Origin of the sequence: Paenibacillus sp. BIHB 4019 (assembly GCF_002741035.1) — a bacterium.
Lineage (GTDB): Bacteria > Bacillota > Bacilli > Paenibacillales > Paenibacillaceae > Pristimantibacillus.
On the sequence record NZ_CP016808.1, the window covers coordinates 6,693,687 to 6,719,583 of the forward strand.

A 25,897-nucleotide genomic window follows, 5' to 3' on the forward strand; every position below is an offset into this window, starting at 1 on the left:
TACTATCTTCGCTTCTTGTCTTGCGTCTTCATCATGTCCGGTCGTTTATTCATAAATGGCAGCGGGGCACGCAGAAATAAATCCTTCCAGTCGTTAAAGCGAAACGGCGAGATCGGTGTTACATAAGGAACTCCAAAGCTTTTCAGCTTGCTTAAATGACCGCAAATAATCAAAAAAAACAATATAGTTCCAAACATCCCTAGCACTGCTGCACATAACATCCCAGCGAAACGTAAAATACGTAATGTAATGCCTGCGCTATATACGGGGATCGAAAAAGAGGAAATAGCCGTCACAGCTACTACGATTACTAAGAAAGGGCTGACAATGCCTGCCTGTACCGCGGCCTCGCCAATGATCAAACCGCCAACAATGCCCATTGCCGGTCCAATAGGCTTGGGCAATCGAATGCCCGCCTCACGCAATATTTCGATCGATATTTCCAAAATCATCACTTCTATTAATGAAGGAAAGGGGACGCCCTGCCTTGTTTCTATGATCGTAACGGCAAGCTCGGTCGGGATTAAGCCCGGATGAAAGGAAATAAACGAAATATATAAAGCTGGTGCCATTAATGCCAAGAACGCTGCGAAAAATCGCAGCATGCGCAAAAGGGTCCCCGGCAGCCAACGATCATAATAATCCTCAGGCGATTGCAGCAGCATGCTAAACGTTACTGGAACAATTAGAGCAAAAGGAGTGCCATCTAATAGAATGGCTATCCTGCCTTCCAATAATCCGCTAATGACCCGATCCGGGCGTTCGGTATTTTGAGCTTGCTGAAATGGGCTTAGGTAATCATCTTCAATGAGCTGTTCCACATAACCAGATTCAGCGATGAAATCCATATTGATTTTACCAACTCGATCTCTTACCTCCTGAAGCAGGTCTGGATTAACAATTTCCTTCATGTAAGCAATAACCAGCTTCTTCTTAATTCGAGTTCCTACCTCGTACATATTTATTTCCAGATCTTCACTAAAGCCTTGTCTGCGCAGCATTGATGTATTCTCACTTAATAACTCGGTAAAACCGATTCGAGGACCACGAAGCAAAGCCTCAGAGCTCGGTTCATTGATTGCCCTGGTCTTCATGCCTGATGTTCCCATAAGTAGCGCTTGAGGCATGCCTTCAATGAACAAGGCTGTAAACCCCATCAAAATGGATTGTTTTAAATCATGAAATTCAGCAGCTTCGTAAACTTCGCAAACAGGCAGTACTTTATTTTGAAAATAAGAGGAGAACTCCAATGGATTAACTAAATGGCTCCCGTCTGTCATATCCTGCTTAACATCTGCCATCAAAATTTTCATTATATGCTTACTGATCAGTTCTTCATTTTGCATCCCATCTATAAAAACGAGCGTAGCCCGAGCATGAAATTCTGTTATTTGAAATTCACGAAAATGGACATCACTGTTACTGCCAATGGCTTGTTTAATTGCATTCAAATTTTCTTCATAATCTTCGGACAAATTCGAAGGAGCGGCATGGTGTTGATTCTTTCGTTCTTTTTGAATAGGAGCATTCTTATTTATAACTAATGACCGCAAATATGTATTCAGATAATAAAGAGCAATGGCAATGATCAGGCTTAAAATAGCCTGCGCACAAATTTTCCAATCAGGAAGGTGCGAGATTATAACAGACCACACGCTATTCCATCCTTTCTTAATAAAGCTCAATTTTAACTTGTCCCTTTATTTTCTTTTCATGCACCATTTTTTAGAAAATCAAAAAGCCCGATTTAGATCAAAGTTGACGATCTAAATCGGGCTAGCGTTCATTTTTTTTACAAATTCAGACTAATGGTTGATATCACATTTGTTCAATATGAACGAAATTTGATTTTCAAGTCGATTGATCGCTTCTTGTGCTTCTTTGTCTTCCGCTTGCTGTTCACGAAGCGATTCAAGCTCCTGCTTGAGTTGATGCAGATCATCTCCCGCATTTGCACAATCATAATTGCTCTCGAGGCTGTCGAGCATGTTTGATCCCCCAATCCATAGGTAAGTGTACTTGAGTATTATGATTAATTTCCATTCATTTATTCATCTCCCTCAAATTTCACTATCGCCTACCGAGTCAAAGAAGCCTAATTCTATATAAATAAAGACCCGCAAGACGGTCGCTTGGCTCACCAAGCGGCTGTTCTTACGGGTCTTTGTTTACTATTCAGCCTATTTTTTTGAACGTTTTTTTGCAGATGCTTTAGCCCGCTTCGCGCGTTTCATACTCGAAACCATAACATTTTTCTCCGTATGCGTGAAATGCTGTTGGTAGACAGGGCAACAATGATGCTGCTTCACCGTTTCAATGTTTTGAACGACATTCACAAGCTGCGGGTGGTAGTAGTTCTCGTATTGTACGATCGGAGGATCATAAATCGTCTGCGTTGGACAATCGGGACAAAAGTTCATGTCATTCATGCCGCCTACATTACCCATACTCATACCCATATTCATATTATAGTAATTATTTCGTTTCAAAATAATTATCCCCTTTCGGTTTTGGAATACACGTTATTGTATTCGCAGAAAGAGAATGCGGCTTGTATGTTTGACATGGAAGGCTATCGCCTCCCCTGTTTCTGCGGCTTGGAGTGCGTGATACGAGCTCAAGCCTTGCTTTTACGCAGCTGCTTTATTTTGATTCCAAGCGTACACGGCTGCCGCCTTCCACTGGCGGCAAAGCTGCCGTTTCGCGTTGAAATATAAACCCATTATAAGGATCGTACTTATCATTTCTTATATTTAACAAAAATTTCACGTCGCTCATAAGAAAAAACAATCATCGACACGCCTAAAATCGCGCAAAGCATATACATAAAGGAATAAGAGAAAATATCCGCTACCGGCCCCATAATAACTCCGCCAAGCGAAACGCCCAAATCCGCCGTAGCAATAAATAAGCCAATTAGTACATTACGATTCAATTGCGGCAAAACAAAAGTTAAGTACGTCGTTAATGTTGGATAGAGCAGTGCTTGAGCAATCCCCATCAAACCTGCGCCAGCATAGAAAAAGACGGCTCCGCCCATTGCAGAAAAACTGACACATAACGCTGCTGCAGCTAGCATCAGCATAATGACCATGACAAAAGCAGAATGCCATTTGCCATCCGAAGGAATTTTCTTTCGTAAGGTAAATCGGGCCACTACTACGGCTCCCGCCTGCAGCATGAGATAAATCGCCGCATTTCCGCCTTCGATTTGTGAAGCATATAGCGGTATGAAGGTGGTCACCGCTCCAAATACAAGGGAAGCGATCAGCATCAGCACGCTGCATTTGAACAAATGCGGGTTTTTGAATAACTGGCCAAAGGACTCGGACATCGTACTGCCCTGCCCTTTCTGACCCGTATCAGGCTCAGCCTCGGCCGCTTGTTTGTCCATTTTGGCGCTATAGCCTACAATCCCAGTAAGGATAGCAATCGCGATCATAGCCACTGTGAAATGATTCATATTTCCTGCTTGCCAAATGCCTAAAGCCAATAAGGGACCGATTATACCCGGCATCGAAGCACATAAGGAATACATGGAAATCCCCTGTGAACGGTCCTTTTCTGGCAGTGCATCAATAATGCCCAGTTGCAAAGCCATGGAGAAAAAGGCCGTACATACACCTTGCAGCATACGGGCGACAAAATAACCCTCTAATCCTGTAAACGTGTATAGAACTAAAGCAAAGCCATTTATGATAAGAATCGTGCGCAGCACACGGATAGGGCCGTACTTTTGAATCATTTTGCCCGCCCATGGCCGAAAAAACATCGTAGTAAACAAATACGCCCCCATAATGATACCAATCGTTGTATTGGTAGCGCCAAGCGATTCGCCCTTCAAGGGAATGATGACATTAAGTATGGAGTTTGCACTAAAATACAGCAGGGTCAAAATATATAATCGTACAAAAGGCCATGATAAAGCTCCTCTCACCACTTCTGCTCCTTCCTCTATTCTCCTTGTGACTGACTCTGGAACTCTCTTCGCTGCTAGCGTCAGGTAATAATCATCTGCAGCAATCTCCTTGCATACGCTGACTGGACGTCTTTTATTTGTTCTATATGGACCATTTCTTCGATTCGGCCATTTCTCATCATCAAAACTTTATCGCAAATATAAGCGGCAGCCTGAATATCATGGGTGATGAAAATGTAGGCCATGTTGTAAATTTTCCTCAAGCTTTTTAGCAATTCAAGCACCTGCATTTGCACGGAGCCGTCCAAAGAGCTAATCGCTTCATCAAATACGATGCATTTGGGTTCTGTTGCAACGGCTCTTGCGATGCATATGCGCTGAGCTTCCCCACCCGATAGCTCATGCGGGTATTTTTTTCGATAGGACGGGTTTAAGCCCACCTGCTGCAGGAGCAAATCCATTTTGTCCTGAGCTTCAAATCGACCTCTTCTTTGCTGTTTTAAAGGCTCCATCAGTGCCTGTTCTACTGTATAAAAGGGGTTAATCGAGGAGGAATAGTCCTGAAATACGGCGCTAATCTGTCCCCTTCTCGCTCGTCGATCCTCTACGTTGTTCCCCTCAAATAAAATCGTTCCGCTATCAGGCTTTTCAAGCCCCAATAATAATCGTCCCAATGTCGATTTGCCGCTTCCGCTTTCCCCGATAATGCCCAGGCATTCACCCTGCCCGCATTCGAAGCTAATGTCTGTCAGCACCTGCTGTATTTCCTTTGAGAAAAATCCGCCTTTTATATAGAATTTATGAACATGGTCAACGCTGAGCAAGGCTAACGCCTCCCATTAATCGCTTGAAATGATCATTCAGAGCTTGCTTCGAGGATACTAAATATCGGGTATAGGCATGCGCAGACTCCGAGAAAATAAACGGGCTCGTCCCGTGATCCACAATTTCCCCTTCTTTCATAACCAGAACGTCATCCGCTATTTTTCGGACGATGCCTAAATCATGAGAAATAAAAATCATCGAGCAGCCCATTTTCTCCCGCAATTGAATAAATTGTTCAACGACCTCGAACTGCGAGATCGTATCAAGAGCCGTCGTCGGCTCATCCGCGATAACGATAGCAGGCTCTAGCACCAGGGTGAGCGCAATCATAATCCGCTGCAGCATGCCGCCGGACAACTGATGCGGATACATATTCATCACCGCGATCGGATCTTTCAGCATCACGCTTTCCATAGCGCATTTCATTCTAGCCGTTATTTCTTCGCGGCCCCAACCGAAATGGCAGGCCAGCGTTTCCCGCAAATGAACGCCGACCACGCAAGAAGGATCAAAGGCACGCATCCCATTTTGCAAAATCATACACAGCTGCTTGCCTCGTTTTTTCCTCATTTCCTTTTCCGAAAGCTCGCTGAGATTGACCCCGTTAAACAAAATGTCCCCGGCTTGACGGATGCCAGGCTTGTTTAATCTCATGATGGCTCTGCATGTGAGGGATTTCCCGCTTCCGCTTTCGCCGACAATAGCTAGGCATCGGCCTTGCTTGACATGAAAGGAGCTGCCCGGAACAATGACTTGCCCCGTCTGGCTGTCCCAAATTTTCAAATTCGCCACTTCTAAAATAGCCATAAAATCAAGCCACCTCCTTGCCTTGAAGTCTAGCAATGGAAGCAAGTCCCCGTGCTTGCTGCTTATATTTGGCGGCCGACAATTTAGGATCTAAAGCAATCTGAAGCGCATCTGACAAAAAGTTGATCGCCGATACGACTATAATAATCGTTAAACCGGGCGCGAGCATAAACGCCGGCTTCGAAAACATCACTTCCCTCGCCTCATTCAACATCATGCCCCACTCTGCATTCGGAGCCTGAATGCCTAAGCCCAGAAATGAAAAGCCTGATAATTGCAAGATCATGGAACCGAAGGAGCTGCTTGCAATGACCGCAATTTCTGGAAGCGATACTGGAACAATATGCTTGGCTATTATTTTGAAGTTGCTGACACCGAGCACTTTGGAAAACTTCACATAGTCGGATTCGGCATATTGCATCACAGAAGTTCTAATGATTCGCGCAAACCATGCCCATTTCATCAAGACAAAAGCGAGCAAAATATTTTCAAGGCCTACCCCCAAAATACCGATCACGGCCAACGTCATGACATAACCAGGGAAAGAAAGCATCACATCACAAATTCTCATCACAATAGCATCTATGATCCCTCTAAAATAACCTGCTATAAAACCTAAAACCGATCCAATTCCGACTGATACGGCCAATGCAGCAAGCACCCAAAGCACACTAGGACGGATTCCAAAAATTAATCTCGATAAAATGCAGCGCCCAAGATGATCGTTGCCTAACAAATACTCCCACGATGACGTTGCATATCGAAGCTCCATATGCACTTCTTCCGGATCATGCGGAGCAAACAAAGGAGCGAATATCCCGGCAGCCAGGGTCAAAACAAGAATCGATAAAGATGCTGCGGCCAGCTTATCTTTCAACAGAAATCGCAATCGTTTCATTTAGTGTCCCTTCCTTAATTTAGGGTTCATCGCCGCATTCATAATGTCAGAAACGGTGTTGAACAGCACAAAAGCCATGGCGAGTACAAGGACATACGCCTGAATGATCGGGAAATCCCTGCTAAGAATGGCTTTAACACTCAGCGTTCCTAACCCCGGCCAGGCAAAAATATTTTCCACAACGACCGTGCTGCCTAAAATAATCGGGATCGCCATACAAAACACAGATACAGCAACCTGCAACGAATTTCTCAATATATGCATCGTTATTTTCTTCTCTGGCAAACCGCTTGCCCTGCCATACAGCACGTAGTCTTCATTCATATTACTTAACATGGAGCTTCGAACGATTCGAAAATAAATGCCTGTATAACTGATCGTGATTACAAGGACAGGTAAAATATAGCTTTCGTACGAGTCCATCCCGCTTGTCGGCAGCAAATCCAATTGCACGGAAAAATACCACACCATGAGCGCCGCGAGCCAATAAGGCGGCATGGAGGTTAGAAAAAAGGAAACGCCTCTGATCGATTTATCGGTCATTTTCCCTTCTCTAAGGGCACTAATTACCCCTAATCCAATGGACAGCGCAATAATGGCAGCCGCCGACACCAACGTCAGCTTTAACGTATTTAGAAAAGCGGGAGCCAGCAAGGACCACACGGTTTTGCCGGTAACATACGAGTTCCCGAAATCAAGCTGCAGGCATGACACAAACCAGCTCAAATAGCGGATTAGAAATGGCCGATCCATCCCAAGTGCTGCTTTCGTTTCCGCTATTAATTCATCTGTTATAGCCGGCACGCCTTGCGCATGCAATATGACTTCAGCCGGATCTAACGGGGACAGATTGTTCAAGCCAAACGTTAAAAAAGATATGATAACAAGCAAAGGAATCGAAAGGAGTGACCGTTTGATAATATAGCTGACCATAGCAAGCTCCTTGTTTTGGTTATCTATTCAAAATGCATTTGCTCAAAGGGCAGTTCAAATTGGGTTTGCTTAAATGAAATACCCTGCAAGTCTTTGGGAGCTACAATCGTAACGCTGCCATTGGTAATGGGAATAAAGACGGCTTCATCATGAACGATCGTTAAAATATCCGCATACAACGATTTCCGTTTTTCCTCATCTTGCGTGACCATTACTTCATCTATTTTCTTGTACAGCTCATCCGCTTGGGTGATGCCGCTTGTCGTGTGGTAATAAGCCGACTCGGAAGTAAAAGCAGAAATGGTGCTTTGCGGGTCGTAGGCGAGTCCCCATGTTTGATTGAACAGCAAATCATAGTCTCCCGTCGCTCTTCTGCTTGCAATGGAGGAAGATTCTTCGCCGATAAGCTCCAACTGGACCCCGATCTTTTTTACTGTGTTTTGAATGAACTCGGCCTCTGTTTTTTGCGAGGAGGAGCTGACGTCATAATAAAGCTTCATCGCTAATGGCTTGCCGTCCTTCATTCTAATCTCGCTGCCATTCTCCTGCATCCAGCCTGCTTTCTCCAGTAGCTGCTTCGCTTTATCCAAATCAAAGCCGCGTTGCTTTAGCTCGACATTTGCATAATTGACGTTAGCGGAAAATAGCGTATGGGCTGCTGTTTCCGTACCGCTAAAAATTTGCTTGCTGATCGTTTCTCTGTCAATCGAATACCAAATGGCTTCACGAACAGCCGTTTCAAGGGCGGGATTATCCGCTTTGCTGCTGTTGGCAACGATCATCTTCGTATTCATCGCTTTGCTTCTGACAAGCTGGAAGTCGCCCGAATCCATTAACTGATTCATCGCATCCACATCAATGCTGTCTGAGCCCCGATCATCCGTAAATATAAAGTTGACCTCTCCCTTTTTCAGCGCCAAAAAGGTCGTCTCCCCTGCCGGAAGCACCTTCGCTGTAATGCTCTTCACCTTTGGCGCACCGCCCCAATAGCTATCATTCGCTTTGAATGCCGCATATTGATCGGTTTTATGTTCGGTTAACTTATAGGGCCCCGTGCCGTTATGGCCGCTTACGCCATCTTTCGTTTCCCCATTAACAAAATCTTTGGGCGAGATGAATACATAGGGCCTAGTCATTGATAATTCAAGCAATGCCGGGTAATACGGCTCGGACAGCACCATTTCAAACGTATACTCATCGAGTACGCTTACGCTCACAATTTTCGTCGAAAGCTTGATCCAGGCATGCTTGCTTGCATTGCTTTGCACCGCTTCTATATTCTTCTTTACCGCATCGGCGTTAAATGGCTCGCCATCGTGGAATTTCACATCTTTTCTTAAATGAAAGGTGTATACTTTGCCATCGTCAGACACGTTCCATGATTCGGCAAGCAATGGCTTAATACCATCCTCCGTGTTTTCAACTAATGATTCGTACACCATCCCTTGCGCTGGCAATGAGCCGGGATACAAATGGGGGTTCATATCATTAATATCCTTTGCTGTGGCGTATACCAGCACCTTGGCTTGATCCGCTGCTTCTTTTTTTGCAGCATTTCCAACATTTCCAGCATTACGTTCATTACCGCCACTGCAGCCTGCCAATAATACAATTGAAACGAGTAATGCCGATAATAAAACAACGATTTTTCTTGTCATGTCATATCCTCCTGTATAAGTGCGCACTCCATCACCTGTGTCCTATACTGCTGCTAATTTCACTACAAATCATCTTCAAATCTTCTTCAAAGCTTTGGACAACGAAGGCATCCGATATTTTTTCGCCTTTAAGCGCTTGGGCAGCTTCCTCGATTTTATGCTCATAGGCTGCAATGAATTTATCAAGGGTTGGGCAGCTTGAGCCTGCGAATCTCGCAATGCCCTGAATGATTTTTATCCGATAATAATCCTCCTTGGGCATTCGCGGAATATCCCAATATTGCTCTTGGTTGACGAAGATTTGACGAATGGGGACGGCGGAAAAATCGAAATATTTCCCGTCCTGATCCGGCTCCGAGAATGGATCGATTAACAGCGACGTATAACGTATGTACAATAAATACTCTTGATGAATCGTCTCCAGCTGATTAAAATAATCGATATCATGACGCGATAAGCTCTCTAATCTAACCGGATAATTGTCATCGGTCATGAACTTGAGCAGATTTACACCATTCAAATTCAGCTTTTCGATCACATTCGTCATCTCTTTCCACCCGGCCAGCATATCGCGAATTAAATATTGCGTAATAGGTCCTTCGGGAAACATTTTATATACATATTTCCTTACAGCTGAATGGCCGAATATAACGTTGAGTGAAAAAGGGTTCATAAACAATGGCGGATGGACATAGAGAGAGATGTTTCTCGTCTCCGCCTCTATGGGACTGCCCATGGCTTCAAGCCTAATGCCCAATCGTTCAAATAGTGCACAGAGCCTTTCTACATTCGGTGATGCATCGTTCGAGGAGCCAATGAAAACCTTTTTCTTAACTCCTGTCGTCAACACATGATTGGTTGGCTCGCCGCTCTTCCAGCGTGTATCGCCAAGGTAGGTAGAAAAGCTGATGATGTCCACATTTACATTTGGCAAAATCGTATTCATATAATGGCGTACTAAGCTGTTGGAGCCGAAGGTGGGCGAAATTAATACGATGCACCTTACTTGTTGGAGCAGTTGATCACTAAGCTGCTTCAAAACCTCCATATACGCATCGGTTGTGACAGAAAAGATCAGCGTATCCCATTCTCCCGTTATGCTGCCATATCCATCATAAACATGATCGATAATACAGCTGCCTTCCATCGGCTGATGCTTTTTATTTTGAACGTCTACCCTCACTTGATTTTGGCTGTGCTTAAGTGCCGTAAAAAACCGTTCCGAACGGGCCGACTTTCTGCCAACAATGCCAATGCGGCTGTTCAAATCCTTTTTTAGCGTGACGGCAAGCTGAATAGCAGCGGGCCCCGTGCCTACGATTAACACGCGTTGGAATTCACTCATATAAACCTCCTTTTGATTCATGATGAAGCCTGTGCTTTTTTTAAAATCTAAGAATTTAGTAGTTTCACTCTTATATCATCGCGAAACGGCAGCTTGGCCGCCAGAGGATGGCGAAAGCGGTTTACGCTTGAAATATAGGAAAGTATATGTTTATTTTATCCTTTCTCTATATTTCTACGCGAAACGTAGCTTTACCGCCAGAGGATGGCGAAAGCGGTTTACGCTTGTACAAAGCTATATCAAACACATGGTCAGGACGCAATATGGTGTCAACCAGCCTCCACCTTCCTTCTTTCACCGCTTGCATAGGGTAATTGAATAAGGACTTCAGTTGATCGCCGTATCTCATCGCCACGACCACTTGCTCGTTCGTTAAGTCATATAATTGCTCCAGCAGCTCGTACTTATTGGAAACGGTTGAGCTGAAAATGATATGGGTCACATCCTTGATGACATCAAGCTGCTCTATGAACGCTTTTTCTAACCGAATGTTTAATTCGCTTCCTAATTTATGTATGACTTTTCGTCCTAGCTCGATAGCTTCCTCATCGATATCAATGCCGACTACTTGTGCGCCCGTCCGCTTTGCGATAAATAATGGCGTCATGGGGAACGAGCCTGAGCCAATCAACAATACGGTGGAATCCGCCGTGACTTGAAAGCTGCCAAATTCTTGTTCAATGCAGGACTCGATATTTTTAAAATAATCGGTATTGTCCACTTCTCCATCCAGCAGCTTCAAGGCGCGATATTTTTCCATAATAGCGACGCATAACGAAGACATCTTCCTTAGGTCAGCGAGAAGCAGAGGAAGCTCATTACCGGCTTGCTGCTCAAAGGTTTCCCATGATGCTTTGTTCCCCTCGTCTAGAATGAAAGCGGAATAGTCATCTATGACCCGCTCTAGGTCCGAGCTATTATGAGACGTGCCGTCATATCGCTTTACTAAATCCGTAAACCGATCTAGAAACAAGGTCAAGCTTTGTTCAAATGTTGTTAACTGATTCATTCCCTTCTCCTCCATACCCATTAATCGTTATACAGAAATAAATGCTTTGCCTTGTGCTACGATTCCAACAGATCCTTCAATTTTCAAGCTTGTTACCTCATCTTTATAGCAATCAGCCGTTACATGAATCGTGCCGCCGGGCTGCTTAACTGGCGCAGCAATAGCCCCTTTGTTTTTCCATGACAGATAGGCGCCAAGTGAAGCCGTCCCTGATCCGCAGCCTCGCTCCCATATCATGCTGTCTAAAGGAGGAACGTAAATGAGCGGAGCCATTTCATTAGAGTCAGATTTAAACAATAATATGCCGATCAAGTTGGCTCCTAACGTTATGCCGAGCAGCTTGGCTAATGATTGGGCTCTCGCCTTCTCAGCCCTGTCGAACTGCTCTACTTCAATGACAATATGAAAAAAATCATCATAGCGCACAATGACCATATTCAAATCGTCGCCTTCATACACAACGGTCTTCTGCTCGATTTTTCGAGGCATAGGCATCGCCACTTGGCAAAAATACTCTTCTTGTATTTTTTTCACTTGGCATGTCACTAATTGATCGGTTCCCGACGCTTCTAATACGATTTCCATTAAATCGCTTTGCTTGATTCCTTGTTCAGAAGCAATAAAAGCAGCCAGCGCCATACACGCATTTCCGCAAAACTCACCTCCCGCCATTTGCAAATAGGCAGCAGCTCCGTGTTTGCTGGGCTGTTTGATAAAGCCTACTTGTTCAGCATAAACATTGTCATAAGACATCATCTTTGAAGCAATGTGCTTGTACTCGGAAGCCGCATGATTGGTTTTCACAAGAATGGTCATATTTTGCGTGGGGTTGAACTTTACAAAATCGATTTCTCGTTTCATCATAACTACCCTCTAATTCATTTTTTTTGATCCAGCGCTCCTCCTGCTTTATCTCCACTTAATAGTAATGATTACTATTAACATTCGAGTACATCATAACCATAATTTGGAGCACTGTCAATGATGAAAATAGACAGATTGTGCCCGGACTAGCAGGCTTCAAAATGGAACAATCAAAAAAAACCCGTCAAGAGCCTTGATCTTACAAGGCTCTTGACGGGTTTTAACTCCTGATGCATTTGCGTATTTTACGCTGAAGCATCGACTATTAACGACTACTATTAGCGGCTGCTATCAACGACTGCTTCGCAAGGCTTCTGAGCCTTGCGGGACTATGGCCTCTTTCCGCGTCCGATTGACCATGTAAATGCCAAAAGATACGAACAGCAGGGCCACGAGATTTTTAAACTCCATAATCTGTTCACCGAGAAACAACGCGGACAGCAAGGTCCCGAACACAGGAATAAGGAAGTTATAAACGGACACCTGCCCGACTTTGTTATATTTAAGCAGCAAATTCCACAGGCAAAACGCGGCTGAGGACAGCAGCGCCAAATAAATAAGGTTGCCTGTCGACTCCGGTGTAAAATGCGTCACACGGCCCCCAAGTCCAAGACCCAGCAAGGTTAGAGCCAAGCCGCCAATGAGCAAGCTGTAGCCTGTCACTAGCAAAACATCAATGGTCGCTGTCAGCTTTTTGGCATAAATGGCCGTGATAGAGAAGATGAGGGCTGCCACAATGACGAACCCCTCCCCTTTAAAGGAGAAGGAAAACTCCAGCAAATCCGTATGGAAATTCACAACAATAACGCCGATAAACCCGAGCAGGCAGCCGAAAATTTTATTTTTGCCCAGCTTGTCATTTTTATAAAGGTAATGGGCCAAAATGACGCTGAAAAAGGTCGTCGTTGCATTCATAATCGAGCCTTTGACGCCTGTTGTATTGCCTACTCCCACATAAAAAAATATATATTGGAGACCTGTCTGCAGCAGGCCCAGAACGAGCAAGCTTGTTAGCTGGTTTCTCGATAAGGAAAGCACCTGCTTGCCCGTTGCCCGGAATAACACGAGCAGCACCAGCCCTGCCAGCACAAAGCGATAGCCGGCAAAAACATATTTTGAAGCGATGTCCTCCGGCATAATGTCAAAGGCGAGATAGCCCAGCTTAATAGTCGGATAGGCACTCCCCCACAATAAGCAGCACAAAGTAGCAATTAACGCTACAAATTTCGGATCGCTAAACCTGCTCCGATTACTTTGCAGCATTTCATTGCGTTGTTTCTGTTGATTCTTTTGTTCCTTCTGTTCCTTCACAGCCAACCTTCTCCTCATCCTTTATATCTCAAGCGGCAGCTCCAATGGCGCGCCTCCAACGACCATATCATAATTCGGCACAGCTTGTAAGGAGAAAAATCGAATAAGCCCGGAAAAACCTTTTATAATCAAGGTCTTCCGGGCTTATTGAACAAACAAGAAAGCGCTTTCAATTTAGATCTCCACATTAGCCATTTCGAAAGAGCATTACTCTAATTACTTGGATGGCCAGTTGCCATACCAGGCGTAGCCTGTTCTTCTTTCCTGGTCGATATCGCTGAGCTTGTACTTCACTATACCGTCGCGGCCCACAAAGATTGGCTTGTTGGTACCAATCTCATAGAACCGCGCCCAGATTGGGGTAGTGGCGCTCGGACCGCTGATTACAACAACATCATTGCTCGTTTTCTCGACCCGGATTCCCGTAATTTGTACCGCTTTGAACCAATCTTCAGCCCCTTTAATCGCAGCGGCGATTTTCGTAGTGGACGATCTCGTTTTCAAAAACTTCACAATGTTTACGCTCTCTTGCGCAGTGAGTGACGGCACTTCATAAATTCTTGCCCCCGCCGGCTTCAACGTGCTGGTGTCATGCTGCTGGCCCCATGCTGTCAATTTGCCGCTAACTGTAACTTGCGTGTTCAAAATGCAGTCAACTCCTCTGTCTACCGCCTGCTTGCTTTTGGCAGCAAGCGTGCTGTCGATAAAGGAGAAATCCTCTTTTTTATTCGCAATCTCATCCAATAAAATCAGGACATTAACCATTGCATTATCATTATAGGTAATATGTTGATGATAGCCAGAGCTTTGATAAACTTGCGGGAATCCCCCATTCGCATATTGCATATTGATTAGAAAATTAATGCCCTTGATCGCTGCTGTAGAATATTTGCTGTCCTTCGTTTTCTGATATTCGGTCGCCAATCTGCGAATTTCCGAGTAAGTTGCCTTATTGTCGATTGTTGACTTGGACCACTCGCCACTAGTTTCTGAGTAATCCTTTCTCCAGCCTCCATCCGCTTGCTGGTTTTTCAAAACATCGGAGAGGCTTGCTGTCGTGCCCGAAGCATCTGCCGCTATCACCATTGTAAGCGGTTGCATGATTACGGCTGGAACAGAGAGAAGCATGCTAAGAGCTAAAGCTGCGGATACTGTACTTCTTTTCATTGAACAAAATCCCCTTTCGTCTTTTTGAAATAATTGTAATTATTGATATTTAATTACTTTTTCAGTTTACTGATCCTCGATTCAATTGTCAATAATATTCTTGTAAAAAAATGTATTTTTATGCAGAAAGCTGTCTGTCGCTGGCGATTTTCTAACCATCCATATGCCAAATGAAAATAAATGGAGCACAGGCTTGACCTTAGGACTGACCTAAGGTATATAGTGAAGCTAATGACGGTGTTCCCCCACAAAATAGTAGGAGCGGCATAATGAAAAATGATATTACAATTAGCAATCTCGCAAAACTCATGCATGTATCTGTTCATCAAATTCGTTATTTTGAAGAAAAAGGAATTCTTCAGCCTGCGTATATCGATAACAACCAGTATAGAATGTACGGAATAGATCAGATATATCGGTTGTCCCATATTTTGCTGCTGCGGAGGTTCGGTGTACCTGTCTCGTCTATTAAGGACTGCTTCTCTACCTTTTCTGCCGAGCAATATGAGCAATTGCTGCATACGTCTTTGCTCGAAACCGATCAGGAGATTGCCAGGCTTCAGGAGCTCCAACTTTTAATTCGCAAAGTGCTGCATGAACAGCAAGCATTTAGCACACAGAACAAGCCCTATCAAATCAAGTGGCAAAAATCAGTTCATTTGAAGTGCTGGTTCGCCAAGGCGGAACAAACTAAGCTTCATGCTAGGCTGCTGGCTGAGCAGCCTGCCCCTGTTCCGGACTTGTTCGAGTCAGATATTTATTATGTGTATGAACAATTATCTACTCTTAAGCTATGCACCGAAACAACCGAACCCAGCGACCTTGTGCTGTCTTCAGGAGACTATCTTTCCGCCCATTTTCAGGTAAACGACGAGGAGGAGCTTGATCAACGAATTGAACAGCTATACGGTCATGCAGCAGCACAAGCTTATGATACGAAGGGACCGTTAATTCTTATTGAAAAATCCTATTTATCTTTGTTTAGCCACGACAAGCTCCATTATGAGCTGCTCATTCAAGTTGACACAGCCTTGCCTGCCGAACAGGAGGCGAATCTATGAAGGCTTCTCCTATCACAATTGAGCCGATGCAGGCCAAATATAATGGAGCTATGAAAAAGAAAATGGGCATTGTCCTTATCGTTATTTTATTGATTATAAGCAGTTCGAGTTTCTATGTATTGCAGCAATATAGCTTTGACATTGTAGAGCAAACGATCCAGATTGCCAGCCCAGAAGGCCAATTAACAGGCATACTCGCCATGCCCAAACACGCTTCAGGAAAGCTTGGGCTTGTATTGTTCGTGCATGGTGACGGCCCGATTAATGCCTCTCATAATGACGGATACAAGCCGCTTTGGGAGCGGCTTGCTGCCCAAGGCTACGCTTCTTTGTCGCTCAATAAGCGGGGAATTGACGGCTCTGCCGGCAATTGGCTCGATCAGAGCATCGATGACCGGGTAGAAGAGGCGCGGCAAGCTTTAGCCTGGGCCAGAACACAGCCCATGATTGATCATACAAGAATCGGTGTATGGGGTGCCAGCCAAGCCGGATGGGTCATTCCAAAGCTTGCAGGGGAAGAACAGCTTGCTTTCAGCATTTTGGTATCCCCTGCCATCAATTGGCTGTCTCAGGGTCAATATCATACACGCGAACAAATGAAAAAGGATGGGTACTCAGAGGACGATATTACAGCCCGCCTAGCCTATGAGCAACAAGTCAATGCGCTGTTAAAAAACAATGCCCCTTATGAGGAATATGTAAAAACAGCGCATCAAGGCGATATGATGTCACAGGAAAGATGGGCCTTCGTTAGCAAAAACTTTTTATCCGACGCTGCGGGCGATCTGGCTCATTTCCGTTCCCCCGTGCTTCTGCTGCTTGGAGAGGACGATATTCACGTAGATGTAAAAGAGACTGAACAGGTGTACCGCGAGAACGCGGCCCCTTCGCTGCTCACTGTCGCGGTCTTCCCGAATACAGAGCATTCGATGCTGAGAACGAGCACGGCAAATTCGGAGCTCAAAGCAACTTTTATTAGTCTGTTTGCGCCAAGAAAAATAACCGTCAGCGAATATATGAATCAAATCGAGCTTTTTATAAAACAGCTCCCCTGACTTGAACTGAATATCAGGAACGAAACCAAAAGGATACAGCAGTAAAATAGGAACCAGTTGCGCAATCTCGCGGCTGGTTCCTATTCCTATGCCAAGACAATTGCCCTTTACTTAGCCGGCCAGTTGCCATACCAGGCGTATCCTGTTCTTCTTTCTTTCTCGATGTCGCTAAGCTTGTACTTCACTATGCCGTCACGTCCTACAAAAATCGGCTTGTTGCTGCCTATTTCGTAAAAACGTGCCCAGATCGGCGTCTTCACATTCGGATCGTTAATGACAACGACATCGCCGCTCTTTTTCTCGACCCGGATTCCCGTAATCTGCGACGCTTTGAACCAGTCTTCAGCGCCCTTGATGGCCGCAGCGATTTTAGCATTGGATGCTCTTGTTTTTAGAAATTTTACAATGTTTACACTCTCCTGAGCGGTGAGAGAAGGCACTTCATAGATTCTAGCTCCGGCTGGCTTCAGCGTGCTGGAATCATGCTGCTGTCCCCATGCCGTCAATTTGCCATTGACTGTAACCTGTGTTTTCAGGATGCAGTCTACTCCTTTGTCTACCGCTTGCTTGCTTTTGCTAGCCAAAGTGCTGTCGATAAAGGAGAAATCGCCTTTCTTGTTCGCAACCTCATCCAGCAAAACCAGCACATTAATCATCGCATTATCATTATAAGTAATATGTTTATGATAGCCGGAGCTTTGATACACTTGCGGAAATCCGCCATTGGCATATTGCATATTGAGCAGAAAGTTAATGCCCTTGACCGCTGCTGCCGAATACTTGCTGTCCTTCGTTTTCTTATATTCGGTCGCCAATCTGCGAATTTCCGAATAAGTTGCCTTATTATCAATTGTAGACTTCGCCCACTCGCCACTATCCTCTGAATAATCTTTTTCCCAACCACCATCGCTTTGCTGGTTCTTCAGAATAGTAGAGATGCTTGCTGTCGTACCCGACGCATCTGCCGCCATAACGGTTGCAACTGGCTGCAGCAGCACCGCTGGCCCCGAGAGCAGCATAGTAAAAGCTAGAGCTGCGGATACCGTACTTTTTTTCATGGAACAAATCATCCTCCTAATTTTCAAATAGTTGTAATTTTTGTATCATAATTACCTTTCGAATTATACTTAGACCTTAAAAATTTGTCAATAATATCCTTGTAAAAAATTGTCGTCCGATGTAGAAGGATGTCTAAACATGGCGTTATATGACTTTCGCTTTACACCTGTAAAGCATGCAGCTCTTCCTCTATGCTTTCCCCTAGCATTTTTATGGCAATCTTCAAAAAATCCGCCTCGCTAATTTTAAATTGTCCGAAGCGAAAGCAGTAGCCCCAGTTGCGCTTGCCACTGGTAAACGTCAAGTCGTCCAACAGACCCGCGATTTTCACGGTCCGGCAAGGGAGAAAACGAACGGCCCGCCGAAAAGGAATGAACGATTCCGTCATTTGATGCGGATAAATCCGGTCATCCATCATCTGCCCAATGGCGGTAAACGCCTGCAGCGATTCTCCTCCATTCATCTCCGTCCGCGGCGAATAATAAATGAGCCAATCTCCCGCCCGCATCCGCTTCAGCGCAGCTTCTTTACCGTTGCAAAGCTGGGCAACGCCCTCCTCCACACCGATCCGCACATGCGCTTCCGAAACGACGCCTATCCAATAGCGGCGTTGCTCCAGCGAATCGCTTGCTACCACGTCTAAACTGTCCTGCTCCATGGACAATGCAAGCTGCGCCGGCTGCTGGGTATGGCCCATTTGCGTCAATTGCTCTAACTTCCTCATAATAGCCTTCGCATCATATGCTTCATTCCGTGACATGTTTGTTCTCTCCTCAGCCTTTTATTAAGCTAACTATACAAAAACACTACTGACAACAGGTTGTCAGTAGTGTTGATCCCCTTCTCAAGCTCGCCTTTTCCTTCAAATTAATTGATGATGGCTCCATAGGATCGCAAAAAAATAACGGCCTGTTCGCTATCCATACGTACCCCTTTCAAATCAAGGCCCTTTAAATCAATCCCATCCAGCTTGGCACCTCTTAAATCCGCTCCTTTAAGTCTAGCTTTGCTTAAAGAAATTCGGGTCAGATCGGCATCTCTTAAATCCGCCTTCTCCAAATTAGCATCCGTAAAGTCAGCCTCCAAAAAACGAACGCCTCTTAAATCTTGTTTGGAAAATCGGGCATGCCTTAAGTTCGTGTAAGCCCAGTCTCCTTGAGCAATCGTAATGCCGTCCATTTGGGCACTCGAAAAGTCGGAGCCTGTCATTTTGCAAGCGTTGAATGTGGAAACAAATAGGTTTGCATCGTTGAAATTGCAATTTTCAAAGGCTGTCCCCGTATGAACGGAGCCGTTTAAGGATGTTCCGCGAAAGCTGCATTCGACAAAACGACAGTTAGTCGTAACTACTTCCTCCATAGAAGTGTTCGTAAACGTGCATTTAGTAAATGTACAGCGAAATAATTCGCCATAACGCAAATCACGCCCATCAAACTCAACCTCATTATAGGACTGCTCCTTGTATTGGTACATAAATAATCCTCCTGCCCTATTTTATCGCTTCTTTTTGGACTCAGTCTTTTTCTTCGATGACTTTACTGGTTTTTCTGGCGTTTTTCGCTCGGCTAGTATAACAGCCAATTGCTCCGCCTCTTCTCTGAGCAGCTGTTCTTGCTTCGATTGATATTCCGATACAATCAAGTCTTGGAGATCGGGGCTGTCCATTTGCAGAAATTGAGCAAAGGCTTCGGGATATTGGAACGATTTTTCCCCAATCTCACTTGAAAACAAAACGTTGATTTTCCCATCCTCCTTGCCTACTACACGCCCGCTGCCAAATTTAATATGGGTAACTTGTTGATCCATCACATTCATAGGTTTAGTTTCCTTTCAGCTCAGCTCGCAAATATTGGCCGGTATAGCTTGCTTCGCAATCGGCTACCTCCTCTGGCGTACCTGTGCAAACGATGCTGCCGCCATGTGTGCCACCTTCGGGGCCTAAATCGATAATATAATCAGCATTTTTAATCAAATCCAAATTGTGCTCAATAACAACTACCGTATTCCCGCCATCGACGAGCGCATGCAAAATATGAACCAATTGATGCACATCCGCCACATGCAGCCCTGTCGTAGGTTCATCCATAACATATAGGGTTGAGCCTGTAGCCGGCTTCTGCAGCTCTGCTGCAAGCTTTACTCGCTGCGCTTCCCCTCCTGACAACGTCGTGGAGGATTGCCCCAGCTGCACATACCCCAGTCCTACCTGGCAAAGCGCTTCGATCTTTTTGCGAATTTTAGGAACGTTGCCGAAAAACGCGGCCGCTTCATCCGCTGTCATTTCTAAAACGTCGGCAATGCTTTTACCTTTATAGTGAACCTCCAGCGTTTCACGATTGTAGCGTTTCCCTTTGCATACATCACAGGCTACAAATACGCTAGGAAGAAAATGCATCTCCAGCTTCATCATTCCGTCGCCGGCACATGCCTCACAGCGGCCCCCCGATATATTGAACGAAAATCTTCCCGGACCGTAGCCACGAACTTTCGCTTCATTCGTCAGGGCGTATAGCGACCTGATTTGGTCAAAAAGTCCAGTGTACGTAGCCGGGTTGGAGCGCGGGGTACGCCCTATCGGGCTTTGGTCAATGTGAATGATTTTATCCAGAAAATCGATTCCCTGCATTTGCTGATGATTTCCCGCACTCGTGTGGGCACGGTTGAGCTCCGCAGCCAGCCTTTTATAGACGATTTCATTGATTAAGCTTGATTTTCCAGAGCCGGAAACGCCTGTCACACATGTCAATGTGCCCAGTGGGATGGAAACATCAATGTCTTGCAAATTATTTTCTGCCGCTCCTATAATCGTTAAAGCTTTCCCATTGCCTTTGCGCCTGTATTCCGGGACGGCAATTTGTTTTTTGCGAGATAAATATTGACCGGTTACCGAGCTTGGCTCCTTCGCAATATCGTCGAGCCTTCCTTGCGCAACAACATAACCGCCATTTTTCCCGGCGCCGGGACCAATATCTACAATCCAATCTGCCTGTCTGATCGTTTCTTCATCATGCTCAACGACAATGAGCGTATTCCCCATTTCACGCATGTCCCCTAATGCCGACAACAGTCGCGCATTGTCCCGTTGATGAAGGCCAATGGAGGGCTCATCTAAAATATATAATACGCCTGTTAAGCCCGAACCGATTTGCGAAGCTAATCTAATGCGCTGGCTCTCGCCCCCGGAAAGGGTGCCGGATGTCCTTGACAGCTGTAAATACTCCAAGCCTACATTGTTCATAAACTGAAGCCGGGAACCAATTTCCGCAACGATCAATTCAGCAATCGCCGCCTTCGCTCCAGGCAGCCTCAAATTCGCAATAAAATCAAGGGCAGCAGCAACAGATAACCTGCAAAATTCAGCGATGTTCATACCGCCAACCGTGACAGCAAGCAGCATGGGCGCAAGACGGTCTCCGTGGCAATCTGGGCATGGCGGCGCAAGCGTTTCATCCACAGCCTCCTGCTGCATTGCAGCAGCTCCCTTAAAAGAGGGCGCTTTGACTTGAAAACCTAGCCCCGAGCAGGTCCGGCATGCCCCTTCTTGGTTATTGAATGAAAACATGCGCGGCGTTAACTCGGCTAATGACACCTCGCAGCGTGGACAGCTGTAGCTTTGTGAGAAGGAAGTCTCTTCCCCGCTGCCATATTGATAAATAAGGACGATATCACCAGCTAGCGAAAACGCAGTTTCAAGGGAATCGGTCAGCCGCTGTGAATCATCTGCTTTCACCGTAAGCCGATCAACGACAATTTCTACCGTATGCTTCTCGTTTTTATGAAACGGAATATCATCATCCAGCTGATAAAAGGAACCGTCCACCCGGACACGCGCATAACCGCTAGCCTTGGCGTGCTCCAGTATTTTATGGTGCTCGCCTTGCTGATTTTGGACGATAGGGGCAAGCACTGCAAACCTCGTTCCTTGCGGCAAACTATAAATTTGGTCAACGATTTCATCAACAGATTGCCGGCTAATTTCATCGTTGCAAACGGGGCAATGCGGCGTTCCGACTCTGGCCCATAGCAAACGCAAATAATCATAAACTTTCGTTAGCGTCCCGACGGTAGAACGCGGGTTGTTGGAGGTCGTTTTTTGCTGAATGGCAATGGCTGGCGAAAGCCCTTCTATGGCGTCAACATCCGGCTTGCCGACTTGTCCCAAAAAATGCCGGGCATACGCAGATAATGACTCTACATAACGTTTTTGGCCCTCCGCATATAGGGTATCAAACGCCAAGCTGGATTTGCCAGAGCCGCTCACTCCAGTAAATACGACGATTTGATCACGGGGAATTTGAATACTAATGTTTTTTAAATTATTTTCTCGCGCACCGCTAACCTGTATAAAATGGTCCATCTGCTAACCTCCTAAACGAATCAAGCAGGTTGTAACAAGCTCAAATAACCGTTTCCCGCCTGCGGCATCTGTTCATGAAAAAAATCAACGGATAGCTCATTACAGCTGGATATCCGTTGATTAAGTCTCTATTTCATTTTTAACTAGAATGTACTAGGCAGCTTTTACACGTTTTATAAAGAGTCCAACGATGGCCCCCGCTACTGCAACGAAGAGGACAAATACAAAGGCATCCTGAATGCCTGCCGTAAGCGCGGCTGGCGTAAATGGCGAACCGCTTCCCCCAGCTGCATGATGCATATAGCGATTGGCGCCGGAAGCCATGACGCTGACCGCGACGGCCATGCCGATCGCGCCTGCAATCTGGATGAGCGTATTCATAATAGCTGTTCCATCTGGATGCATATGGCGCGGTAGCTGATTCATCCCATTCGTCTGGGCAGGCATCCACACTAATAAAACACCGATCATGAGACAAATATGCAGCATGACAATAAATGCAATTGTGGATACAGCCGTTACAGCCGAGAAGAACCAAATCGTAACCGCCGCTAAAAGGATGCCCGGTATCACGAGCCATCGAGGGCCGAATTGGTCAAACAGACGGCCAATAACAGGAGAAAATACCCCCAATATAATACCGCCCGGGAGCAGCGTGATCGCCGCCGATAATGTACTCATTTCAAATACCCGAATTAAAAGCATCGGCAATACTAACATGGAGGAGAGATTTACGATCATGCATACAAAAATTAATAAGGAACCGACAACGAACATCGGGTGCTTGAATGCTCTTAAATTCATTAATGGCTGCTTCATCATCAATTGCCGAATGACGAACAATACGAGTGAAAGCCCACCAACAGCTAGTGGCACAATGACGTTCATGCTGCTCCAGCCAGCCTCACTTTCACCGGCATTGCCAAAGCCAAACACAATGCCGCCGAACCCGGCAGTCGACAATACAAGAGATAACAAGTCGATGCGCGGTTTGGTAATGGCAGATACATTTTGCATATATATGAACCCAACGAGCGATGCAATTAGCATAAGAACGAGGGATAGCCAGAAAATCCAGTGCCAGCTTAAATGGGCAATCAACAAACCGGAGACGGTTGGACCTACAGCAGGTGCAGCCGTAAATACGAGTGTCACAAGTCCCATGGCAAAGCCACGCTTATGGGGCGGAAATATAATAAGCACCGTATTGAACATAAGCGGGAGCAGAAGTCCTGTTCCGATCGCCTGAAAAATACGGGCTGTCATCAGCACCTCGAAGCTGCCTGCCATTCCCCCAATACCAGCACCAATAACAGAAAAGATGACCGCGGTTAAAAACAGCTGCCTTGTAGTAAACCACTGCATGAGCAGTCCCGACAAAGGCACTAAAATGCCCAGCGTCAGCAAGTAGCCGGTTGTTAGCCACTGAACCGTCGTTTCAGTAACTTGAAACACTTGAATGAAGTTGCTTAGTGCGATATTAAGCGCCGTTTCGTTAAAGGCTCCGACAAAGCCGGCCAAAATCAACGAAATGACGATCGGAATTAATTTAATGCTTGGATTTGCTTGTTGTTGACCCATTGCCATGCCTGCTTGCAAATTGCTCACACTCCTGTTTATAAATACACGTTACTTTATCTTTATCTAGGAAATCAGTTTGCGAATCACTTCATGGAGCGGTGTCATGCTGCGGCCAAGCAGCTTGGGCAGGTCGTCGCTCTTCATCTCCAATAGTCCTTCGCGTATTCCGCTTTGAATCGCAACAAGAAACGGAATCACTGGTTCAGGAACACCAGCAGCATTCATAACGTTCCCATAGGTCTCGTCATCAACTTGCTGCACATTTACATCGTTTTGGATCACTTCGGCGACAATCGCCGCCAGCTCTTCCTGCTGCAGAGGCGTGCCTGACAGCTCATAAATCGTATGCTCGTGCCCTTCGCCAGACAGCACGCGGGCGGCTGCCTCTGCATAATCGCGGCAGCCGGCCCATCCGACTTTGCCATTTCCGGCTGATGTTACCCATGGGGCTCCATTTGCTGCAGCCTTGATCATGTCAGACTCATTTTCCAAGTACCAGTTGTTGCGCAAAATAGAATAGGGAATTCCGGCATTCACTATGGCCTCCTCTGTCTTGCCATGGTCTAACGCCACTATGAATTTGCTTTCTGCTGCGTTCGTTGAGCTCGTATAAACGAGGAAGCCAACCCCTGCTTGTTGTGCAGCTTTTATAGCGGTGTTATGCTGCTGAACACGATTGGCAATATCCGCTGTAGATACAATCAACAGCCTGTCGATGCCATCAAATGCCGAGACCAGCGATTCAGGCTTGTCAAAATCCCCATAACGGACATCTACCCCAAGAGCGCTCCATGCTTCCGCCTTCTTTGGACTACGCACGCTTACAGCCAAGCTATTTGCAGGAACTAGCTGCAGCAATGATTCGACGATCAATGATCCAAGTTGTCCCGTTGCTCCGGTTACCATTAACTTCATTTTTTAATACCTCCATATCCTTTTTAAATTTGGATTTGTTCGTTTATGTCCATCGACATATTTAAAGTTATCATATAGAATTATGACAACTGTATGTCATAGTTTTTTTCGCAAAAAAAATAAAAAAGAAGGATGGATCCCTTGAAGATTGATCGATTATTATCTATCGTTATGCTGCTGCTTGAGCGTGATAAGGTCAGTACTTCTACCCTTGCGAAAATGTTTGAAGTTACCCCTCGCACGATTTTTCGAGACATAGAAGCGATAAACCGGGCCGGCATTCCCATTATTTCTTATCCGGGTGTCCATGGCGGTATAAGCATTATGGAAGCCTACAAAATAGAAAAAAAGCTTTTTACCGTTTCGGATATAACAGCCTTATTAATTGGGCTTAACAGCATTCAATCGTCAATGTCCAGCGAAGAAATTTTAAATACGATTGCGAAAGTAAAGGGGCTCGTTTCCGAAGAGCAAATGAAGGATTTTGAAAGTCAAATTTCTATTGACCATACGCCTTGGCTAGGCAACCGGAACGTAAAGCCGAACTTCGAGGAAATGAAAAATGCGATTCATGAGAAGAAGCTATTGTCGTTTAAATATTCTGACCATAACAGCAAGCGGACGCTGAGAAAAATCGAGCCCTACCGTTTGGTGCTGAAAAATTCAAACTGGTATTTACAGGGCTATTGTATGGCCAAACAGGATTTTCGCACATTTAAATTATCTCGTATTTCAGCACTAAAACCATTAAATGAAAGCTTTGTGCCTAGGGAAATTGGGCCAGAGCTGTTCGAGATGGCCGAAAATCATACGATTACCATTAAACTTCTAATTGATGAATCGCTTCACGACTTTATGGCGGAATACTGCGGGGAGCAAAACGTCAAGCCTCATGACGGAAATAAATTTCTCGTTTCCTTTCCATTCAAAGAAAATGATCTTGGATATGGTTATTTGCTTGGCTTTGGCAATAAATGCGAGTGCCTGGAGCCTGAACATGTGCGGTTAGAGCTTATTAAGAGAATTAATCATTTAATGGATACTTACAAGCTGCGTACATTCCCGCAGGTGGACCATGAGAAATAAGCTTGTAACAGCTTTTCAAAGCAACATAACCTAATGAACCTTAAGCA

Annotated in this window: 24 protein-coding genes; 3 read left to right on the forward strand and 21 right to left on the reverse strand. The window is 45.3% G+C overall.

All coding sequences use genetic code 11. From position 1 onward, the window contains the following. Nucleotides 1–2: 2 nt before the first annotated feature. The 14 genes from BBD42_RS29055 to pelA (BBD42_RS29120) all read right to left on the reverse strand — a co-directional run bounded on the left by BBD42_RS29055 (nucleotide 3) and on the right by pelA (BBD42_RS29120) (nucleotide 14,736). A complete protein-coding gene (locus tag BBD42_RS29055) occupies nucleotides 3–1,685 on the reverse strand; it encodes a spore germination protein (protein WP_481855903.1) in 1,683 nt (560 codons plus the stop codon). Nucleotides 1,686–1,805: 120 nt separating this feature from the next. Beyond that, on the reverse strand, nucleotides 1,806–1,988 hold the full coding sequence (locus BBD42_RS29060) for a hypothetical protein (protein ID WP_056041814.1): 183 nt from the start codon (nucleotides 1,986–1,988) through the stop codon (nucleotides 1,806–1,808). Nucleotides 1,989–2,180: 192 nt separating this feature from the next. After that, entirely contained in the window at nucleotides 2,181–2,489 is a 309-nt protein-coding gene (locus BBD42_RS29065; RefSeq protein WP_099520988.1) for a hypothetical protein, read from the reverse strand. Nucleotides 2,490–2,740: 251 nt separating this feature from the next. After that, entirely contained in the window at nucleotides 2,741–3,937 is a 1,197-nt protein-coding gene (cntE, locus tag BBD42_RS29070) for a staphylopine family metallophore export MFS transporter CntE (RefSeq protein ID WP_099520989.1), read from the reverse strand. A 62-nt stretch (nucleotides 3,938–3,999) separates the two neighbouring features. After that, nucleotides 4,000–4,743: an ABC transporter ATP-binding protein gene (locus BBD42_RS29075; protein WP_099520990.1), complete on the reverse strand. Its 744-nt coding sequence runs from the start codon at nucleotides 4,741–4,743 to the stop codon at nucleotides 4,000–4,002. Further along, nucleotides 4,730–5,551, reverse strand: a complete 822-nt coding sequence (gene cntD / locus BBD42_RS29080; protein WP_099520991.1) for a staphylopine uptake ABC transporter ATP-binding protein CntD — start codon at nucleotides 5,549–5,551, stop codon at nucleotides 4,730–4,732. Before cntD ends, BBD42_RS29075 begins: the two co-directional genes overlap by 14 nt. 4 nt (nucleotides 5,552–5,555) lie before the next feature. Continuing rightward, nucleotides 5,556–6,449 carry a staphylopine uptake ABC transporter permease subunit CntC gene (cntC, locus tag BBD42_RS29085; RefSeq protein WP_099520992.1) on the reverse strand — a complete coding sequence of 298 codons (894 nt, stop codon included), beginning with the start codon at nucleotides 6,447–6,449 and terminating at the stop codon, nucleotides 5,556–5,558. Continuing rightward, nucleotides 6,450–7,382, reverse strand: coding sequence for a nickel/cobalt ABC transporter permease (opp1B, locus tag BBD42_RS29090; RefSeq protein WP_099520993.1), 933 nt, complete (start codon nucleotides 7,380–7,382; stop codon nucleotides 6,450–6,452). A 23-nt stretch (nucleotides 7,383–7,405) separates the two neighbouring features. Beyond that, nucleotides 7,406–9,040: a staphylopine-dependent metal ABC transporter substrate-binding lipoprotein gene (gene cntA / locus BBD42_RS29095; protein ID WP_099520994.1), complete on the reverse strand. Its 1,635-nt coding sequence runs from the start codon at nucleotides 9,038–9,040 to the stop codon at nucleotides 7,406–7,408. A 31-nt stretch (nucleotides 9,041–9,071) separates the two neighbouring features. After that, nucleotides 9,072–10,385, reverse strand: coding sequence for an opine metallophore biosynthesis dehydrogenase (locus BBD42_RS29100; protein ID WP_099520995.1), 1,314 nt, complete (start codon nucleotides 10,383–10,385; stop codon nucleotides 9,072–9,074). A 166-nt stretch (nucleotides 10,386–10,551) separates the two neighbouring features. After that, on the reverse strand, nucleotides 10,552–11,394 hold the full coding sequence (locus BBD42_RS29105; protein ID WP_099520996.1) for a methyltransferase domain-containing protein: 843 nt from the start codon (nucleotides 11,392–11,394) through the stop codon (nucleotides 10,552–10,554). Nucleotides 11,395–11,421: 27 nt separating this feature from the next. Beyond that, nucleotides 11,422–12,255: a histidine racemase CntK family protein gene (locus tag BBD42_RS29110; protein WP_099520997.1), complete on the reverse strand. Its 834-nt coding sequence runs from the start codon at nucleotides 12,253–12,255 to the stop codon at nucleotides 11,422–11,424. A gap of 294 nt (nucleotides 12,256–12,549) precedes the next feature. Further along, nucleotides 12,550–13,569, reverse strand: coding sequence for a DMT family transporter (locus BBD42_RS29115; protein WP_237163270.1), 1,020 nt, complete (start codon nucleotides 13,567–13,569; stop codon nucleotides 12,550–12,552). Nucleotides 13,570–13,785: 216 nt separating this feature from the next. After that, on the reverse strand, nucleotides 13,786–14,736 hold the full coding sequence (pelA, locus tag BBD42_RS29120) for a pectate lyase (RefSeq protein ID WP_099520998.1): 951 nt from the start codon (nucleotides 14,734–14,736) through the stop codon (nucleotides 13,786–13,788). Nucleotides 14,737–15,005: 269 nt separating this feature from the next. Here pelA (BBD42_RS29120) and BBD42_RS29125 point away from each other — a divergent pair, with 269 nt between their 5' ends. Both BBD42_RS29125 and BBD42_RS29130 read left to right on the forward strand, forming a co-directional pair. Next, nucleotides 15,006–15,797 carry a helix-turn-helix domain-containing protein gene (locus BBD42_RS29125; RefSeq protein ID WP_099520999.1) on the forward strand — a complete coding sequence of 264 codons (792 nt, stop codon included), beginning with the start codon at nucleotides 15,006–15,008 and terminating at the stop codon, nucleotides 15,795–15,797. A 50-nt stretch (nucleotides 15,798–15,847) separates the two neighbouring features. Beyond that, entirely contained in the window at nucleotides 15,848–16,852 is a 1,005-nt protein-coding gene (locus BBD42_RS29130) for an alpha/beta hydrolase family protein (RefSeq protein ID WP_099521861.1), read from the forward strand. A gap of 107 nt (nucleotides 16,853–16,959) precedes the next feature. Here the strand turns inward: BBD42_RS29130 and pelA (BBD42_RS29135) are convergent, their stop codons facing one another. The 7 genes from pelA (BBD42_RS29135) to BBD42_RS29165 all read right to left on the reverse strand — a co-directional run bounded on the left by pelA (BBD42_RS29135) (nucleotide 16,960) and on the right by BBD42_RS29165 (nucleotide 24,764). Beyond that, nucleotides 16,960–17,910, reverse strand: a complete 951-nt coding sequence (gene pelA, locus BBD42_RS29135; RefSeq protein ID WP_099521000.1) for a pectate lyase — start codon at nucleotides 17,908–17,910, stop codon at nucleotides 16,960–16,962. 161 nt (nucleotides 17,911–18,071) lie between these two features. After that, nucleotides 18,072–18,569, reverse strand: coding sequence for an EVE domain-containing protein (locus BBD42_RS29140; protein ID WP_099521862.1), 498 nt, complete (start codon nucleotides 18,567–18,569; stop codon nucleotides 18,072–18,074). A gap of 209 nt (nucleotides 18,570–18,778) precedes the next feature. Next, a complete protein-coding gene (locus BBD42_RS29145; RefSeq protein WP_099521001.1) occupies nucleotides 18,779–19,384 on the reverse strand; it encodes a pentapeptide repeat-containing protein in 606 nt (201 codons plus the stop codon). 21 nt (nucleotides 19,385–19,405) lie between these two features. Next, on the reverse strand, nucleotides 19,406–19,726 hold the full coding sequence (locus BBD42_RS29150; protein ID WP_099521002.1) for a hypothetical protein: 321 nt from the start codon (nucleotides 19,724–19,726) through the stop codon (nucleotides 19,406–19,408). Between the two features lie 4 nt (nucleotides 19,727–19,730). After that, entirely contained in the window at nucleotides 19,731–22,268 is a 2,538-nt protein-coding gene (uvrA, locus tag BBD42_RS29155) for an excinuclease ABC subunit UvrA (protein ID WP_099521003.1), read from the reverse strand. Nucleotides 22,269–22,421: 153 nt separating this feature from the next. Further along, a complete protein-coding gene (locus tag BBD42_RS29160) occupies nucleotides 22,422–23,849 on the reverse strand; it encodes a DHA2 family efflux MFS transporter permease subunit (protein WP_237163271.1) in 1,428 nt (475 codons plus the stop codon). A 63-nt stretch (nucleotides 23,850–23,912) separates the two neighbouring features. Next, nucleotides 23,913–24,764, reverse strand: coding sequence for an SDR family oxidoreductase (locus tag BBD42_RS29165; protein WP_099521004.1), 852 nt, complete (start codon nucleotides 24,762–24,764; stop codon nucleotides 23,913–23,915). A 141-nt stretch (nucleotides 24,765–24,905) separates the two neighbouring features. Between BBD42_RS29165 and BBD42_RS29170 the strand changes: the two genes are divergently transcribed. Then, entirely contained in the window at nucleotides 24,906–25,850 is a 945-nt protein-coding gene (locus BBD42_RS29170) for a helix-turn-helix transcriptional regulator (RefSeq protein WP_099521005.1), read from the forward strand. Nucleotides 25,851–25,897: the final 47 nt, after the last annotated feature.

What these genes read in the sequence shown, in the direction of transcription:
- BBD42_RS29060 (WP_056041814.1), bottom strand. Translation starts at nt 1,988, where the DNA reads ATGCTCGACAGCCTCGAGAGCAATTATGATTGTGCAAATGCGGGAGAT.
- cntD (WP_099520991.1), bottom strand. Translation starts at nt 5,551, where the DNA reads ATGGCTATTTTAGAAGTGGCGAATTTGAAAATTTGGGACAGCCAGACG.
- cntC (WP_099520992.1), bottom strand. Translation starts at nt 6,449, where the DNA reads ATGAAACGATTGCGATTTCTGTTGAAAGATAAGCTGGCCGCAGCATCT.
- opp1B (WP_099520993.1), bottom strand. Translation starts at nt 7,382, where the DNA reads ATGGTCAGCTATATTATCAAACGGTCACTCCTTTCGATTCCTTTGCTT.
- cntA (WP_099520994.1), bottom strand. Translation starts at nt 9,040, where the DNA reads ATGACAAGAAAAATCGTTGTTTTATTATCGGCATTACTCGTTTCAATT.
- BBD42_RS29100 (WP_099520995.1), bottom strand. Translation starts at nt 10,385, where the DNA reads ATGAGTGAATTCCAACGCGTGTTAATCGTAGGCACGGGGCCCGCTGCT.
- BBD42_RS29105 (WP_099520996.1), bottom strand. Translation starts at nt 11,394, where the DNA reads ATGAATCAGTTAACAACATTTGAACAAAGCTTGACCTTGTTTCTAGAT.
- BBD42_RS29110 (WP_099520997.1), bottom strand. Translation starts at nt 12,255, where the DNA reads ATGAAACGAGAAATCGATTTTGTAAAGTTCAACCCCACGCAAAATATG.
- pelA (WP_099520998.1), bottom strand. Translation starts at nt 14,736, where the DNA reads ATGAAAAGAAGTACAGTATCCGCAGCTTTAGCTCTTAGCATGCTTCTC.
- BBD42_RS29125 (WP_099520999.1), top strand. Translation starts at nt 15,006, where the DNA reads ATGAAAAATGATATTACAATTAGCAATCTCGCAAAACTCATGCATGTA.
- BBD42_RS29130 (WP_099521861.1), top strand. Translation starts at nt 15,848, where the DNA reads ATGAAAAAGAAAATGGGCATTGTCCTTATCGTTATTTTATTGATTATA.
- pelA (WP_099521000.1), bottom strand. Translation starts at nt 17,910, where the DNA reads ATGAAAAAAAGTACGGTATCCGCAGCTCTAGCTTTTACTATGCTGCTC.
- BBD42_RS29140 (WP_099521862.1), bottom strand. Translation starts at nt 18,569, where the DNA reads ATGGAGCAGGACAGTTTAGACGTGGTAGCAAGCGATTCGCTGGAGCAA.
- BBD42_RS29145 (WP_099521001.1), bottom strand. Translation starts at nt 19,384, where the DNA reads ATGTACCAATACAAGGAGCAGTCCTATAATGAGGTTGAGTTTGATGGG.
- BBD42_RS29150 (WP_099521002.1), bottom strand. Translation starts at nt 19,726, where the DNA reads ATGAATGTGATGGATCAACAAGTTACCCATATTAAATTTGGCAGCGGG.
- uvrA (WP_099521003.1), bottom strand. Translation starts at nt 22,268, where the DNA reads ATGGACCATTTTATACAGGTTAGCGGTGCGCGAGAAAATAATTTAAAA.
- BBD42_RS29160 (WP_237163271.1), bottom strand. Translation starts at nt 23,849, where the DNA reads ATGGGTCAACAACAAGCAAATCCAAGCATTAAATTAATTCCGATCGTC.
- BBD42_RS29165 (WP_099521004.1), bottom strand. Translation starts at nt 24,764, where the DNA reads ATGAAGTTAATGGTAACCGGAGCAACGGGACAACTTGGATCATTGATC.